This window comes from Bradyrhizobium sp. WSM4873, assembly GCF_055811355.1.
The window spans coordinates 1-15,615 of record NZ_JBVVPS010000013.1 but is presented as its reverse complement, the minus strand read 5'-3'; the positions used below and the strand labels follow the sequence as shown (position 1 = coordinate 15,615).

13 protein-coding genes are annotated in these 15,615 nt (G+C 57.3%); 5 read left to right on the top strand and 8 right to left on the bottom strand.

Features of this window, described 5'->3' with window-relative positions:
* Positions 1-197: 197 nt before the first annotated feature.
* On the top strand, positions 198-1,874 hold the full coding sequence (locus AC0L21_RS18495) for a hypothetical protein (protein WP_473263244.1): 1,677 nt from the start codon (positions 198-200) through the stop codon (positions 1,872-1,874).
* Positions 1,875-1,936: 62 nt separating this feature from the next.
* Here the strand turns inward: AC0L21_RS18495 and AC0L21_RS18490 are convergent, their stop codons facing one another.
* The 4 genes from AC0L21_RS18490 to AC0L21_RS18475 all read right to left on the bottom strand — a co-directional run bounded on the left by AC0L21_RS18490 (position 1,937) and on the right by AC0L21_RS18475 (position 4,743).
* Positions 1,937-2,479, bottom strand: a complete 543-nt coding sequence (locus tag AC0L21_RS18490) for a class I SAM-dependent methyltransferase (protein WP_473263394.1) — start codon at positions 2,477-2,479, stop codon at positions 1,937-1,939.
* 349 nt (positions 2,480-2,828) lie between these two features.
* The gene (locus AC0L21_RS18485) at positions 2,829-3,035 is read right to left on the bottom strand and encodes a YodC family protein (protein WP_473263393.1); all 207 of its coding nucleotides are present in this window, start codon (positions 3,033-3,035) and stop codon (positions 2,829-2,831) included.
* A gap of 698 nt (positions 3,036-3,733) precedes the next feature.
* Entirely contained in the window at positions 3,734-3,928 is a 195-nt protein-coding gene (locus AC0L21_RS18480; RefSeq protein WP_473263392.1) for a hypothetical protein, read from the bottom strand.
* A complete protein-coding gene (locus tag AC0L21_RS18475) occupies positions 3,889-4,743 on the bottom strand; it encodes an ERF family protein (protein WP_473263243.1) in 855 nt (284 codons plus the stop codon). Before AC0L21_RS18475 ends, AC0L21_RS18480 begins: the two co-directional genes overlap by 40 nt.
* A gap of 884 nt (positions 4,744-5,627) precedes the next feature.
* On the opposite strand from AC0L21_RS18475, the gene AC0L21_RS18470 reads away from it, so the two are divergent.
* The gene (locus AC0L21_RS18470) at positions 5,628-7,370 is read left to right on the top strand and encodes an adenylate/guanylate cyclase domain-containing protein (protein WP_473263242.1); all 1,743 of its coding nucleotides are present in this window, start codon (positions 5,628-5,630) and stop codon (positions 7,368-7,370) included.
* A 412-nt stretch (positions 7,371-7,782) separates the two neighbouring features.
* On the opposite strand, the gene AC0L21_RS18465 is transcribed toward AC0L21_RS18470, so the two are convergent.
* From AC0L21_RS18465 to AC0L21_RS18455, 3 genes are all read right to left on the bottom strand, one after another.
* Positions 7,783-7,953: a hypothetical protein gene (locus AC0L21_RS18465; protein WP_473263241.1), complete on the bottom strand. Its 171-nt coding sequence runs from the start codon at positions 7,951-7,953 to the stop codon at positions 7,783-7,785.
* A 1,444-nt stretch (positions 7,954-9,397) separates the two neighbouring features.
* Positions 9,398-9,664 carry a hypothetical protein gene (locus AC0L21_RS18460; RefSeq protein WP_473263240.1) on the bottom strand — a complete coding sequence of 89 codons (267 nt, stop codon included), beginning with the start codon at positions 9,662-9,664 and terminating at the stop codon, positions 9,398-9,400.
* 166 nt (positions 9,665-9,830) lie between these two features.
* Entirely contained in the window at positions 9,831-10,067 is a 237-nt protein-coding gene (locus tag AC0L21_RS18455; RefSeq protein ID WP_083843198.1) for a PilZ domain-containing protein, read from the bottom strand.
* A gap of 1,484 nt (positions 10,068-11,551) precedes the next feature.
* Between AC0L21_RS18455 and AC0L21_RS18450 the strand changes: the two genes are divergently transcribed.
* On the top strand, positions 11,552-11,896 hold the full coding sequence (locus AC0L21_RS18450; protein WP_473263239.1) for a hypothetical protein: 345 nt from the start codon (positions 11,552-11,554) through the stop codon (positions 11,894-11,896).
* Between the two features lie 162 nt (positions 11,897-12,058).
* The gene (locus AC0L21_RS18445) at positions 12,059-12,631 is read left to right on the top strand and encodes a hypothetical protein (protein WP_473263391.1); all 573 of its coding nucleotides are present in this window, start codon (positions 12,059-12,061) and stop codon (positions 12,629-12,631) included.
* A 1,622-nt stretch (positions 12,632-14,253) separates the two neighbouring features.
* Here AC0L21_RS18445 and AC0L21_RS18440 read toward each other — a convergent pair.
* Positions 14,254-14,475, bottom strand: a complete 222-nt coding sequence (locus tag AC0L21_RS18440; protein ID WP_473263238.1) for a hypothetical protein — start codon at positions 14,473-14,475, stop codon at positions 14,254-14,256.
* Between the two features lie 291 nt (positions 14,476-14,766).
* Here AC0L21_RS18440 and AC0L21_RS18435 point away from each other — a divergent pair, with 291 nt between their 5' ends.
* The gene (locus tag AC0L21_RS18435) at positions 14,767-15,171 is read left to right on the top strand and encodes a hypothetical protein (RefSeq protein WP_473263237.1); all 405 of its coding nucleotides are present in this window, start codon (positions 14,767-14,769) and stop codon (positions 15,169-15,171) included.
* The last annotated feature ends 444 nt before the right edge of the window (positions 15,172-15,615 follow it).

The window sequence follows — 15,615 nt, the reverse complement described above, 5'->3', positions numbered from 1 at the left end:
TCGCATAAATTCGATACGGTCTCCCGCCGGACGCTTCCTTGAGGACGGCTGCTGAGTGTAGGCGCGCCCCTATGATTTTCTGGGTAGCGATTTAGGCGGTTACGTAGTGAAACAGCTCAAGTCTATTGAAAGTTGTATATGAAATGTTAGATTGGCGTTAGTGTGTCATTTTATTATCTTTGCAGACCTATACACCAATGAAGGCGATTGAGCGCATTGTTTTGTCTTACGTAAGACTGGGGGATGAGCGCGCCTTGCTCTTCCTGAAATCACATCGCCTAAAGTTGCTGGCCCTCTCAGATCAGAACAATCCGTTCTTCTCTATATTGCGTGAGCAGTATCTAGAAGAGATTGTGGCCGTCGAAGCAGGCCTTGCGGAAACTCGAGCACTTAATTCAAAGCATCGCCGAATGATCTTACCGGCCGTCGCGTCTCACACTTATGCTGAGAGGACAGATGCCGCCGCCGGCCTAGGCCGCGAGCCTAACTCACTTCCTCTCAGCCGAGTTCTTGAGCCGGTATGGTCCGAGGCATTGGAGCCGGTCGATGATATTTCGACCCACCTTGCGGCGGAAGACGAGACGCTGCCTTCCTTTCTGCCGGACTCGATGCGCGCTACTCCACCTGATATCTATATCAATTTTCAGATCAACATGGGCTGGAAGCGCTCCGACAACCGTTTCGCTCCCGCGACATCATTCTTGAATGTTTTGCGGGATTCGGCTGCATATCAAGTTGATGGCACGGGAAATTGGTGGCGTTTTTCGGCGAATGAGCTTGCCGTCACCGATCGTGGTGCAAGCCTTTGGGAGCATAGAAGCAACCTACACAGCAACAGCTCCATGCAGGGCGCCGTTGCCGGGGAACCGGGTGTGGGTCCGCTCTCTACAGACTCAACTGAATCGTTTGGTGGTCTAACCCGCCGAGTCGTTTTCACGGGCGAAGATCCCACAGGCATCGAAACTATAGCATTTCGATACACTGGTGTATCTACTAAAAGGGGTGGACTAAATCTCTTGGCTCCGAACCAGGCATCTGCGTCTAACGGTCAGCACTGGCTGTTTTCGGCATGGGTAGCCCTCACTGTTCACAGTGGAGCGATGCCGCTTGTTCGCTTAGAGGTCGATGAGCGAAATGGTCGCGCATTTCTTGCGGGCACGCAGGAACGCATTCATCCGACGGCGAGACTGACGCGCTACCAGGCAATCCGCCAAAACAATCAACCTTCAACGACCGGAGAACTCGGATATGTCAACGTCGGCATCGAAGCTATGGAACAGTACGACTTCACTATCACGGTCGGCTGGCCCCAGCTCGAACAGAGCAATACAGGACGAGCTTCTCCGCCCATCAGGACTGAAGGTGATATAGGCGTACGGTTTGGCGATGCCACTCGGCTGAATATGACTAGTTTTCCGACGTTCGGATCTTCCTATTCTGTCTATGCGCGTGGCACACCCCGTAGTGCAGCGATCGATCCGATTCCGCAATGTTTGGTGGAGTTTGGCGTCGATGAGTCTAGTGCAGTCTCATTGGGAAGAGATGCTTTGACAGGCGTTGCCTTTTTAGACATTGCCACAGACACTGGCCTCCACGGGCGTGGAAACATCATCATCCCAGCCGGCTCTCCCATATGGGGTTTGGATGCCTCTGGCAAATTAGCCGCCGCGATCTCGCGCGGCAATCAGACCCTAGCGTTCAATGGAATGTTGGGAACCGCTCATCTTATAAGCCTGCCGGCGATACCCGACCGCATCACGCTGGGCTCAGGATGTCAGGGTAACGATTTTTGGTTCAACGGTGACCTGGAGGAGCTCGCCATCTGGTCCACTCATCGCGTTCCGGATACGTTTCTGCAAAAAATAACACAATAAGGCGTGAGCCTATTAGGCCAGTACGGTCTCTCATGATTTATAGCGTTGAGGTCGTCGGATTGTTAGATCGTTCTCTTATGTCCGAGTCGATTTAGGTGCGGAGTCTTGGGCTTTCTAAGCAACGACAAACAATCAATCCTTTCAGTTTGTACCCAGCTCATAGGTACTGACTCAACGATCTGGAGGCCTGCTTCGTAGCAGAATGATCTGAAAAGCTTCTCCGTCATGTGATTTCTTGCGTGTGGATTCTCTGACCAGTTTGAACCAGGAGCGTTCAAATTCGAATGGTGGTACAACGCCGTTCCGCCTCTTTGGAGAACTCGTGAGGTATCCAAGATATACGAGCGAACAACGTCAGGACTGAAATGAACCATTGAATCATAGCAGTATATTGCAGAGATGCTGCTACTTACGATCGGAGCGAAATTGTATCCGTTGTTCGCAATACATTCTACGTGATGGAAGTCCTCTAACCGCTTGCGGCAAATGTCGATATTTTCTTGATGAATATCCATCAAGATGAGGTGCTTACACTCTTGAAGGATCTTCTCTGCATGACGGCCGCGCCCACATGCCAATTCGATCACGTTGCTCAGATCGGTCATCTTGTCAAAGAGGCGTCTAAAATCCCGAGTCCTATCCCAAAAAAGATGCGTCCACTTTTCAGCGTCGTCGTAGTATGGCGATACTTTCCATGCGCGAGCCACTTCCTTCACCGATCGTTCAATTCCCATGGACTGGATACTCTCGGCCCCACATTCGAACATAATTTTATTGATTTTCGTTCGGGCGCTTGCCCCTAGTCAGGCTTTCAACCTTTGCATCGGGAGCGAGCTGGGCGCCCGCGCCCGCTAACGTTTTACGGTGCGACCAGGTTGCCACAGTTTCTTGCTTTCTAGGAGAAGGATGAAGGACCTAGACAAAATCGTTCGATCCGGCCCCTCGTAAGTTCAATTACGCACGGCGGACGAACTCGGATGCTGGGGTGGTTCGCCGATCGTCGGCAACTATAGTTTCAAAATGAAAAGGTTCGCTATGGACTTGATTGTGCACATCGAACCATGTGCATCGGACATACTCGCCGCTAGTTGCATGAACAGTCATCGAAGGCCCGCCGGATATCAATTTGACGACGGTTCCGGGGGCAAATTCCTTCTGCATATCTTGATCTCCGATGTTATTGAGGAACGCCTCCGTTGAGCGATGGATCGCAACTTTGGCGACGTGCACTATACTATTGTCCGACTCTATCGTCCACTTCTTGTCCGGCGCAACGGCGAGCGTACTGACAAGCTCTGCCGATACTTTGAATGGCCTCTCGAACGCCGGTTGACGTTTTCGGAGGGATCCGATGGGCGATAACGCGCGTCGTTCGCAGTAAAAATTCGACCCGGGGACGGATCAGACTGAAAAGGCAGGAGGTGTCCGTCGTTGTCGCTTCGAGAGTGGGCCCAAATGCAGGCGGGACGTCGCGAGCAGTAAGTAAGAACTTAAATTTGTTGCGACCTTAGCGACGCTAGGTATTTGACTTAATTCGCCCACGGTCGCCGGAAAGCGGTGCGGCTCCAGTGCCGGTCAGTCGACTTGTATCGGATAGGGCAGTGGATCCCGATCACACGCTGGAGATGGCCGAGATCGAGCACTTGAGTGCACCGGAGTACTTCACCGCGGCTTTCACTTGCCCGCTTCAGCGCAGATGCGCGGGTCAGAAGATCTGGGCCGGTTGAAAGCCAGACCGAACCGGTATCGCCGCGGTTCATGGCAGCCGTGCCCATGTCGAGGGCTCGAACGATGCCAGGATGCTCCGGCCTCACTTTAATGAGGTTGCTGCCCACGAACCTTGTCCCCCTTGCAAGTACTTACTCGCGCAATTCGTGGACGGGGCTAGATTCCCATAAATGCCTTGCGACAGGAAGCGGTGATATCTGAACGGCAGTCCACCAAGTTCTCTCGTTACCATGACGGTGCAGCTCGCGATGATGTGATCGGCAAAGCGGTACGGTAAACTCGTCACTTACCTTTCGCCCGAGCGCTCGCGGTTGGGCAAACTTGATATGATGGGGATCCGATGCGACTGCTTGCAGACCAGGCAGGGCTGCTCCCGCACAAACAAAAGGTGAGCCTTGCTCCGCTTGCGCGGAGGCTCTTTCGGGAAGGAGGGGGTGGAAGCGGGGTGCCGCGCATCCACTTCAGCTACTCCCCCGTCTACGTCAACTTTTGCGATGGGTGGCAGAGGAGGAAGTTGATCTGCTGCCGACGAATCCTGATTGCCAACGCTTGCTTCGGGGGTGGCCATTTCCTCAAGTTGCGACTGATAAGCGGCCTCGACGGCCGCTGCGTCCGCCGCCTGAAGAGTGTTTCTGATCGGTAAGTTGATCTTGGCCCAAGCAAGCAAGTCCTCACTCACCGCTAGGCGTTGAAGTTCGCCTAGCAAGCGCTTCCGCAACTCGGCTGATTGCTGCGAATCCAATGCCGGCGCACGGTTCAGAACACTTTTCGTGGGTTTACCCTTTGGTCCTTGAGCGGCTTGTGAAAGAGGAGCGGGCGGAGCAGGCACAACCGTATCTGGCGCGTCCAAATCGTCTTCGCCGGCAATGCCGACGAGCGTGAAAAGGGCGTAGCGCCGGGCGTATGTGAGCGCGGCGCCCATTCGGTGAGGCGCATCGGTTTCCTTGCCGGCACAGACCGGCCAGTCCGACGATATCCACTCCCCGGAGGAATGTGCGAGCATGGTCGTCAGGCGGATCTGGCCACTGTCAGCTTCGATGCGCGTGGTCTGGATTGTTGCGATCTCCTGCTGGCTGAGGGTCTTGCGGACGATACCGTTAGGCTTGGCGGCGGTGAAGTTCTGGACACGGAAAAAGTTCAAAAGGTACCGCGCTGACCTTACGCTATAAGACCGCTTGACGACAGGTTCACTGATACCCGAGTACTACCAGCAGAACCTTACTCAGCAAGAATACAGTGCCGACGCCCAACGCGTCAAAGCCGATGATCAGCACGATCTATGGGAAGAGCGGCGGATCTTCTAAATGAGGCGCGCACATCTTGCGATTCCGGCCTGGAATTTGATTGAGAGGCACACTGCGATCAGGCCTTCCACTGCGTGATACATTTGTAAATCCAGTGCCGGCCATCCCAACGGCGCCAAACCCTGCCGTAGGCCAATCTGCCAGTAATCGTTCGCCTCGGCATGATGACAAAGTGGACGTGCCACAGCTCGGTCCAGGCCGACCCAGATTTCGAGGGCATAGATTTAACGGTAGACATCGCGCACTCCAGCGACGCTGAAGAACAAAGCCGAGTAGATTGGCCTGACGGCCTTGCCACGGTGGGGCCGGTCTTGCGGAAATGTCCGGCGCGCTCACCCTAGCCGTCAGCGTTCTCGCCACAACAGAACTCGCTGGTTAAGCTTGATGCCGGCGCTGCGGGTTAAATCGGGAACCAGGCGGAGCCAGCGTCCGTCACTCTGTCGGTCAGACCATTCGACAGGCAGTGTACTGGTCTCGGCAGCGGTTGGGGCGGGTGAACCATCATCTCGCATTCCCACCACGGTCCGAATTGCTGCGCTCCAATACCGGTCGCGTAGCTGAAGCTGCCTCGACGGCAGCTTCTGACCCCAATTCGGACCTGCCCGCGTTGACGATACGCTGCATTTGGGCTTTCCTGCGAGCTCCGCTCATAGGCCGCAATAAAATCCTAGGCTCTTCGTTGTTGAAGCGGCGTAGTTAGCCAGGTCGTTCGGAGGGCGCTGTGACAGAGCAGCGGGTACAAAGGCGACTAGCGGCGATTTTGGCCGCCGACGTTGTCGGTTACTCAGCGTTGATGCAACGCGCTGAGGAAGCGACATACGAGGAGTTCGAGCGGCTCAAACGAGAACTGATCTGCCCCAGCCTCTCTCGCCACGAGGGACGACTTATCAAGACAACTGGAGATGGCGCGCTCGTCGAATTCGCGAGTCCCTTAGCCGCCACAATTTGCGCGGTCGAGATACAGGATCATATCGCGTCGGGCAGCAGTCACCTAAGGTTACGCGTCGGGCTTAACCTTGGCGATGTTATCGTTGGTCAGGACGGCGAGCTCTACGGCGACGGAATCAACATTGCTGTCCGGCTCGAAGGGATTGCCGACCCGGGTGGCGTCCTGATTTCCGAAAAGGTGTACAGCGAAGTTGAAGGCAAGCTGGAAATTCGCTTCGAAGACCGCGGTGAGCAGCGACTCAAAAACATTTCAAAACCGATCCGCGCTTACGCCGTGCTCGCGGGACCTCATAGCGGGGTCACGGAGAGGCTAAGTGCGGCGCCTCCGCTCCCAGACAAGGCCTCCATCGTCGTACTGCCGTTCGAAAATATGAGCGGCGACCCCGAGCAGGAATACTTCGCTGACGGAATGGTTGAGGAGATCATCACCGCGCTCTCGCGTTTCAAATCGTTATTCGTAATCGCTCGCAATTCGAGCTTTGCGTTCAAAGGCAAAGCCGTCGATGTCAAGGAGGTCGGACGTAGGCTTGGCGTGCGCTATGCTCTTGAGGGATCTGTGCGCAAGGCATCGGGGAAAGTTCGCATCACGGGACAGTTGATTGATGCCGTGACGGGAATGCACATTTGGGCGGACAGGTTTGAGCGTGATTTGACCGACGTTTTTTCCCTGCAGGACGAAGTAACGGCCGCGGTTATCTCGGCAATTCAACCGAAATTGCTTCAGGCAGAAATCGCAATGGCAACGCGCCGGCGATCGGAAAACCTTACCGCGTATGAATTTTATCTCCGAGCTATGCACCAGTCTTACCTAACGACCCGCCAAGGGGTAGCCGAGACGCTCCGGCTGGCTCATCGCGCGTTAGAGCTGGACCCTCGTTTCGGTTTGGTCGCGGCTCTGGCGGGTTTCTGCCACATGCGAAATGTCACTTTGGGCTATGCTGACAATCCGCAAAACGAGCGCAACGAAGCAATACGGCTACTGCGTTTCGCTTTGAGTGTCGATGATGGTGATCCGGACACGTTGGTATGGGCTAGCGCAATCTCGGCCTGGATGGTCGGCGATTGTGAAAGTGAGATCGAAATGGCTGACCGAGCGGTCGCGCTGAACCCAAATTCCAGTCTCGCATGGGGTTGCAGAGGATGGATTTACAAGATCGCGGGGCTACCTGAGGAAGCGCCCCGGAGCTTTGAACGTGGCATTCGGATGAGCCCGATAGATCCGCTGCTACATCGCGCTTTCGTTGGAATGGGGACAGCATTGATCGAGCTTAGTCGCTTCAATGAGGCCGTCGTCGCGGGGAGGAAAGCCGTGCGTCAGAGCCCCTCTTATGCGCCAGCTTACCGCTGTCTCGCATCCGCTTTCGCCCATCTCGGACGTGACGCGGAGGCAGGCGAGGCGGCGGCACGTCTGCTTGAGCTCGAGTCCGATTTCACCATATCTAAGTTTATCGCGCGGGGCTGGCAAACAAACGCGAAGCTGTTGATCGAGGGGTTGCGGAGGGCGGGATTGCCCTAATAAGGACGCAGATACAATGCTTTATGACCAACGCCCAAGCAGCACATTACGCTATTCACTATTTCATCCGGCAACAGGTAATCGCCCGGATATGCAATCCCTCATCTCAAACCTAAGATTTGCCACCATCCCGAGTTACGGCAAAACGCTGATGAGACTTGCCCATGTCGACCATCATTTTGATCTTCGCAATATGGATCGGCTTCAACGTAGCCGTTGCGGTTGCGTTGACTTTACGGAGCGCCGGACAACATAGGCCCGCGTTGCAAGCGCGCGTGTTTCATGTGGTTGCGCGAGCAGAGAGCTACTAACACCGCCTCAATCTCCAGCGCATCAGCCTGCGTGCGATGGGCTGCAGACGAGGAAGCATGGCTGGCGCTCGCTGACGAACGGCTGAAGCTCGCGCGCAATTCTAGCGGTGATGCATCCGATTAACCGCCACAATGAGGCCGGGGCGCTCTAGAATTTCCACCAGTTGGTCGAGAATGGCGCGCTCGTTGTTGCGCGGCTGCGGCTTTAAATACTCTTCCAAAATGATTTGCGCATCGCTGACGGCTTTAAGGGCCAGTTCTTCATCATGCATGGAGTTAAACTCCGCTGTAATCCAAGGATAATACAGCGTCGACTAAATTGGTTCCATTTGAATTAAATCCGGAGTTTATTGCTGCGGTTGGACCGACCGGAAGCATAGGGATGGCTCAGCTAGTGCCCAAATTTACCGCAACTCGTGAGAGGCGGACGTTGGTTTGCGGCCGCCAAGAAAGGTTTAGGATCCGACTCTCACGGGATTTTGAGACTGAGAGGGAGCCAAGGAATGGATATTGACCAAGTCCAAGTGTTGGCGGGCAAACCGAGGGAGCGGCCTCCTAGAGTGGGCCCAGCACAAGGGTATCGACCCTCTGGCAGGGTAGGCAGCGATAGGCGTACACGGCGGGCAGACCTGCAATCTCTGGAAGTCTCGCTAGGTACGCCATGGGCCGCCCGCACACCTTGCAAATAAGGATCGGTGGATTGTCCCGCGTCATCCAAATAACCAAAAGCGGGCAGCGTAGGGTTCTGGAATGCCGGACGCATCTCCGGTCTATTACGGGAGACTGCCGAAATTCGGCGGGTCTCAACCGTTCGGTTGATGCGTCAGAGATTCAAACGTAGCGTCGGTCGCAGGAGCAGCCTCTCAGCCGTTCCTGCGACCTTCACTTTCGAGGCTCTGGCGCTCTGATCCGCAATTGGATTGGCAGCCGGGAGCATGGGGGCTGGAGAGCGAGCGTTGCCATTTTTCCCGAAAGCAACAATGCTTAGAAACCCGAGTTCGGTAGTTATCCGGAGTCCATTTTCGGAACGGGGTGTTCTACTGTGAGAATACCGGCGCGATTTAAGCACGACCCAATTTCAAGTTGTCGGGAATGCCGCAGTGGGGCTGGAACCACGCTGCGGCTTTTCGCTGAGCGAACCCAAATTCTTTGTTGAGCCGTATCTGGCCGGAGCAACGTTTTCCGGGGGACGATTGTGAGCATCCAAAGCATCGTGGCGACTATATTGGAGCAAGAGCTGGCCGCGCGGGGCGTGCGGTCATTGCGGCATTCCGATTGCATGGAGATAGTGGAAAACCTACTCGTCCGCTTGAAGGAGCTGGACCAGGAATTAGCCGCGCGGAATAGCGAGCGAAGCTAGACGCTCACCACACCCTTGCCGGCGTAAGTGACCTAGGGACCGGCCACCTGTCTCGTTCGGAAGAATCGGGCCAAATCCGCTACTAGGCCGAAGCTGAACCGAAAGCCCGGTGGCGGTCGCGGTCGGTCGGCTTCCGAGAAAGCATTGCAGCGTGGGCAAGGGTCGCCGGCTGCGCCGCAGCCGCAGGCGGGTGGACCGTCCCAAGAGCGGCCGGGGTGGGCTTCGCATACCCAGCCAGTGTCTTCGCAGGCGGCGCAGTGGATTGCAGCCGCGCGTCGACCAGACCTCGGCGACAGCATCGCGCAGCCGGTCGTCATCAAGTATGCGGATCAGCCAGTCGATCGTGCGTAGCCGCGTCACGCTCGCGCGTCAGGTAGTCCGCCAGCAGTATGATGGTGAGGTCGTCGCTCGGCTCGATCCGCTCGGCGGCTAGAGGCCAGCGGCTTCAGCCTCAATTGCGAGCCGGCAATCTCGGTGTGGCCACCGGCGAGGAGCCGCTCAACGACCCCGTCGCTGATTACCCTGACACCGAAGCGCCAGCCGCCACGCGGCCGCCGCTCAAACGGGCCATGTTGGAGCAAACGCAGGAAATAGCGCTCATTGTAGTTCTTCTGGTCGGTCATCACTTAGCCCCGCCACGTGCCGGCGAGCAGGACCGTGATTTAGCGCTTGCGATAAGTCAACCGGCCCCCGACGACATCTGCGGTTCCGGCCGGCAAGCCGGGATCATGGCGCCCCTAGCTGTGCCTTCTAACCCACGCGGTCCAAGTGCCGGCACCAGGGCGATGATCAGGAGAACGCAACGCCGATGCGTCCTTCCGACCGCCACACCGCTCGGCAGGAAAGCTGGGACTGCGCGCTCGGGATGATCAGTGTGAACTCGTGCGGAATGCCAGATGCGCTGGGCACGTCCAGGTTGGCGCCCAGATCGGAGAAGTTTCGGACGACGCAACTGAAGGAGCCTCCGGGAAACTCGATGAGTGCCGACTTGAATACACGTCGACGGCGAGCGGTTCGCTTTTCCATGGCGACGGGTTTTAAGCCAGCTCTTCTTACAGATCGATAAAGCTGTCGCGGAAAGTCGCGGCACAATTTGGGGGCCAAATAGAGAAATCGTTTACTTAGGGCTGGTCGAGCAATCCCCGGGCAATGAACGCACTCTCAAAGCGCCCATCATCTGGGCTGTGTCCGACCTGATCGCAGCGCAGCCTGCCTGGGCAGATTTCGGCCTCCAATGGATGGAAGTTTTGACGGTGTCGATCTCTTGGCCCTCATGCGGCAGGCACAGCCGAACCGAAAAGCCGTCCAACTGCGCGCGGCAATCGCACCACGCTATTCGAACGCCTCTCAGCTGCGCTTGGGAGGCCCGGAAAGAGCGCTCGCAAGGGTGCTGAGCCTAGAGCGTTGGCCGCCGCCTAGTCGCGATTCAACGGCGATGAGTATTTCACCGAGCCTCCGACCCACGGCAGTTTGGGTATCGGCGGCTGGCTGAGCCGATGGAGTCGCTTGGCAGCGGTCCCATCATTGCCGGCCGCAAACTTCCTAGACGAACTGGCGGCATGTCCGACCAAGCCGCGCCGGACTGAATTTGGACAATGGTAACTTTAAATTAGGGCACGGAGCGTAGCGTGCGGGTGTTCGGTCGTCGCACACCCGAAACGCTTCCTTTGGTACGCTTGGACCCCAGATCCGATCTCAACCCGGATCTGGGGTCTTTGCCTTTCTAGCAGCCAGAATGAAAATGCCGCCCGCGATGAGAATTAAGATTCAAGCGGGCGGTCTTTGCAGAAACACTCAATCCCGGGGCTGGCGGGGACTGAGCCTTTGAAAGCCGTGCACGATTTCAGCGCCCAGACCGGCATGGCTTACGATTGCTATCGTGCCCAATTTTATTTGAAACGTCATGTAGTCTATACAGACTAATCGATACCGGGGTTTTGCATCATCCCCCTCGGGGCTGGAAGTCGCCGCCCGCGACTCATTCAAGCGGGCGGCGTTTTTGCACCCAGCGCGCTCCAGTATCGGCGCAAAGCCTTCAGACGCGTGATAACCATACGCCCGTTCAGGCCGACGTCGGTCATCTGCGACGGCTCCCAAGACCTCACCCGCCTGAGCCCATGAACAGGCCGCGATTGATCGCCACAACGCCCGCGCCCGTCGGGCGAACAATGCGGGCAAAGTACGGACCTGGTGGGCTCCTCCCGTTAAGGTGTCTTTCCGCGATTTCCGTTTCTTCCAATTATCTTTTGAAAGCAGCCCTCGTAAGCCTCAGGGCGGCATTGCAGGGAAGCCGTGCACCAAGTCAGCGCACTTAACCTTGAGAAGTGAGGTTAATCCGAACATTGACTTGAGACCGCTGCGCGCTTGCGCATTCATGGCAAGGCCGGACAGGGCTGGTCTTATCCCAAAATCGAATCCTCAAGACCACAATTTCAACTGTCCGGCACGGGCCGCCAGCGATACGCCCTAGGTCTGGCGGCCCACCCTTCTTTGCAAGGATGGTGACGCGGATGCCGTTCGAAAAACTTTCAGACCACTACATCACGCACATGTACGAGAGCATCCGCGATCAGGGCCGAGCCGATGCTAAGTCTGGCCTTCGCTTGATGGGCGAGCCGGCGAGAGCGCGCGCCAAGGAACTGCGCCGCGAGATTGATCGCCGCGCTTCCGCATGCGCTATGATCGTTTACATCACCACCAACCGCCATGCCATCGAGCAGCGCGGTAAGATTGGCTCAGGGAGCGAGGCCCGGGATCTCTGCGCGGTGCGGAGGCGCTTCAGGGCATCCGGTGAGATTCGACGCCCCGGTCCTGATCGACACCTTCGCGCGAGCCCGCATGCACCTATGCTCTAGCTTGACCAGGATCGTTAGGGCTGCCTAGTTGTCGACGCGCGTTTTGACTGCTGCGCAGTGCAGCAAACGGCGGCTGGCGCGCGATCCAGGGCTCACTTTGCGACCGTTGCGCTTTCCATGCTGATGTGGTCTGGCTCGTGCCTAACTCTTCCAAGTGACCAAATGCCAAATCATTCGACTACCGCAGCACTTGTTATCCTAGTTTCCTTCGGGCCATGCTTTGCTCAGGAACAATCCTTAACGTCCCCATCCAGCGCCGGACCGAATGCTTTTGTCAGCTTCCTGGCGTTGATGTCGGGGAAGTGCAAGACGCTGAAGGTCGCCGGGCGCAGCTTCGCTTGCAAGACGCTGGTCTATGCCCACGGCGACAAGGGGCGGGTCAATTTCGCGGTCGCCGTCGACGATCCCGACGATGAGAACCACGTGGTATCGTTCTCCGGCGCGAACGGCAAGCGAGCCGACGACAATTCCTACGAGCTGGCGATCGATCTCATGCTGCTCAATTCTAAGGATCGGCCCAAGGTCGACGGACTGCCGGTGCCGGCCGAGCAGCCATCAACCGGTACCTGCCGCCAGACTGGCAATTTCGCTGCGAAGAAGGTGACTGATGTCACCTGCGCAGCGACCGACAATGAAGGCCGCCGATACGAGCTGCTGTTCGTCTCCGACGGCACGCCGGTGAGCGTGCGCCGCATCAGGCAGTCGGCGCCTTCGATCCAGGATCCGTTTAAGTGAAGCAGAGGAGTGCCGACGCAGAGATCAGAAAGTTTCCTCGGCTTGCAACTTCCTCTTCTTTGATCCCGAGCCGCATGCGCTCAGCGTTGATGACAACTTTTCGCAGCCACCGCACGCGGTCCCTCGTGGCGAACATGGAGCGCGCCAAAAAGAGCGCCAACGCGTTCAAGTAGACTCACCGTGCTCTGTGCCACTTTCCCCCCGCGACTCAGGCGCGCCCTACCTAAGCGCAATTCTGCGCTTAGTGCATCGCCTCAGTACGGCTACGAATTATTTCGGAGAGGAGCAACTTGGCCACCGCTTCCGGGGGCGACCCGCCGACGTGGGTTGCCTTGCTTCCGAGGACGGATTGCACGTACACGGCGCAGTTCTGGAGGAAATATGTCCCGTGATGCGCAACACCATCAATTGTGATTGTAATAGTCCGAACCACGGCAGGCCTTCCCATGTGAAGCCTCGCTCAAAAGCAGTCCTTGAACATCACACGCATCAAATGCATGATTCGGGGTGGTCTAGAAACCAAAACCAGTGCTGCCCGTGTCCCATGCTGAATTTCAACCGCTATCCTAGCGGCAGATTCGAGTGTGCCATGTGCTGTCCGGCCTTTGGCCGGGGGGCCGTCGTTATGTCCAGAGGGAGTTGCCCCCAAAGTTTCTCCCTTAACCGCGCCTGTCTCACTGGCAGGTTTCTAGCCCCCGGCTGCCAGTCTGACACCGGCAATGGCCCCACCACCATGGAAAACGTCAGCGAACTGCCAGCGGGCTCTACCGGCGCGATTTTGTCCGCCCTCGGTATCCAACAGCAGGAGCGTGCAAGGGCTCTCAGCGACCTTGCCAGGCATAGAAAAGAGGCTGCAGCGGAGATCACCGGCTGATCGCCTTCCTCGACCAGTTCGACCCTCTGAGCTGGAGGAGGATATCTCGGCCGACCTGGAGGACGACAACCCGGGCGGAGACTACGACCCGACAGAGAATGACCTGGAAGACGAGCCATCACTCGGCAGCTGTGATCCGTCCATGGGCGGCGGCGATCAAACCCGGTGGGCCTCCGGTGGCCGGCGCGATCTAGAGCAGGACTATGCCGAGAGCGGGATTGCTGACCATGACGGGCCGCTGGAGCAGATCGGCACGCAGCACTGCCAGCAAGGGGTGACGGCATGACCCAGGCACCGCTAGATCTCCTCAGGGAAGCGAAGAACCGAAGAACCTCACCGGCTTGCTTGCTATTGTCCTCGCCGGGCCCGATGCGGACACCGCCATCGATGGGATGCACTAGGTAGTGCTTGAAATCAGCGCACGCCTGGATCTGATTAACGAGAAATTGGAATGCGCCTGATCCAGCTTCTGCCATGCGGGCACAGCTACGGCTCGCCCGCCGTTGCTTCTGGCTGAGCATGGGGCTTGCTGAACTAGGTCAGCGGCTGCATCGGCTCTGAGCCTGGTCCCAACAAATGCGCCGCCGGGCACACAATACCTTCGGCCCGGCGACGTTTGTTTCAGTCCAGCCCCGAGATTAGGATTAGCAAAAAACCCCGGATACTCGTGGGTGTAGGCAGGGAGTGTGAAGGTTCAGGTCCTCGATAAAAAATACAAAACCCGCCGGTACACGCTGGCGGGCTTACCTTAGCGTCCAATGGCGGTTGCCCGGAAATACGGCATCATCTTCTCGAAGATCTCACCGCAAAATCGGTCGATTTCCCAACTGAGAGCGTCGCTAAAACCCGGGGCATGGTTGTGAATCGTTTTGCGGTCCGCAGAGACCTTTCTCGAAAGACCGTCCACGATAATCCACCCAGTTAGAACTTCACCGTTCCACTCTATTGTCTGTGAGCGATCGATGGACATTAAGCCCTCCTGTGCCGAGCCGGAGAATTTAGCATCGCGTTTAACCCAAAAGCTGTGGCGAGATCGCTACACAGACCCGTCTAAACATCGATATTCCCACCGGACTAAAGCGTAGCCCTCCGATGTGTCGCCGCAATTGAAGCTTGAAATTAAGCTTGATCTCCGCGCACGAAGTTAATTCGGGAACGGAGAAGCGGCACTTGAAGGTTTTTTGAGCCGGTACATACCGGACAAGGGAACGTCTAGGCCCTGCGTCGGTATTCCTGACTGAACCACAGCTGCGAAGCTTCGATGCGCTGCTATATCTTCACGCTCGACGACTGCGGCGGAATACTGAACGCGCAAGAGATAGACTGTATTAACGCCGAAGAGGCTCTCCAGCTGGGCTCTGCCGCGGCTGCGGTGGATCCTGTCGAGGTTTGGTTTGGCCCACGGCGTCTCGCCCGCTTTGAGCCTGAGCGGAGCCAAGAGCGGCCGCTTTCGCGCCTTCATGAGCTTTTGATCGTAGCCGAACGCCGTCTTAGAGAAGGCGAGCAACACATCAGCCAGCAAGAGATGGTCATCGCCCGGCTGAAGCGCGAAAAACGCGATCTCGCTCTCGCGTTTTCCATCCTCGATGCCTTAATTGAGAGCCAAAAGGCTCAGTTAGAGGAGCGGGCTTTGATCGTCGCAGAACTGGAAAAGCGGTCTGGATAGGCGGCCACCGCCCATGCTGCCATCGGCAGGCGGATGCAGCGTGCATTGCCTTAAGAGTGCGTTGCTCTGCGAAACCTGATGGGCGCGCTCAACGGCTTGAACCGACGGGGTGTTCGGGCGACCCGATCCCGGAACCGGGCGAGCCGATTGGCAGCCCATTCGGAGCGGTGCCCGCACCTGCGTTACGCCGAGCTTGTGCGTTTGCAGGCAAGCCTCCTGGCGCGTTGGAGTCCGTGCTTTTCGTCGTGCTTGACGCGCTGTTGCCTGCAGACGACTGGTTGACGCCGCCTCCGGTCGTGGTCTGGCCGGTTCCGCCACTTGTAGGGGATTGGTTGCCAGCTCCGGTCTGACCGGTCGCGCTTGAAGATGATCCGCCGTTGGAAGCCCCCGAACTGGCCGAAGAGCCGCCACTGCCCGCGCCCCCACCGGCGCCGCCGCCACCAC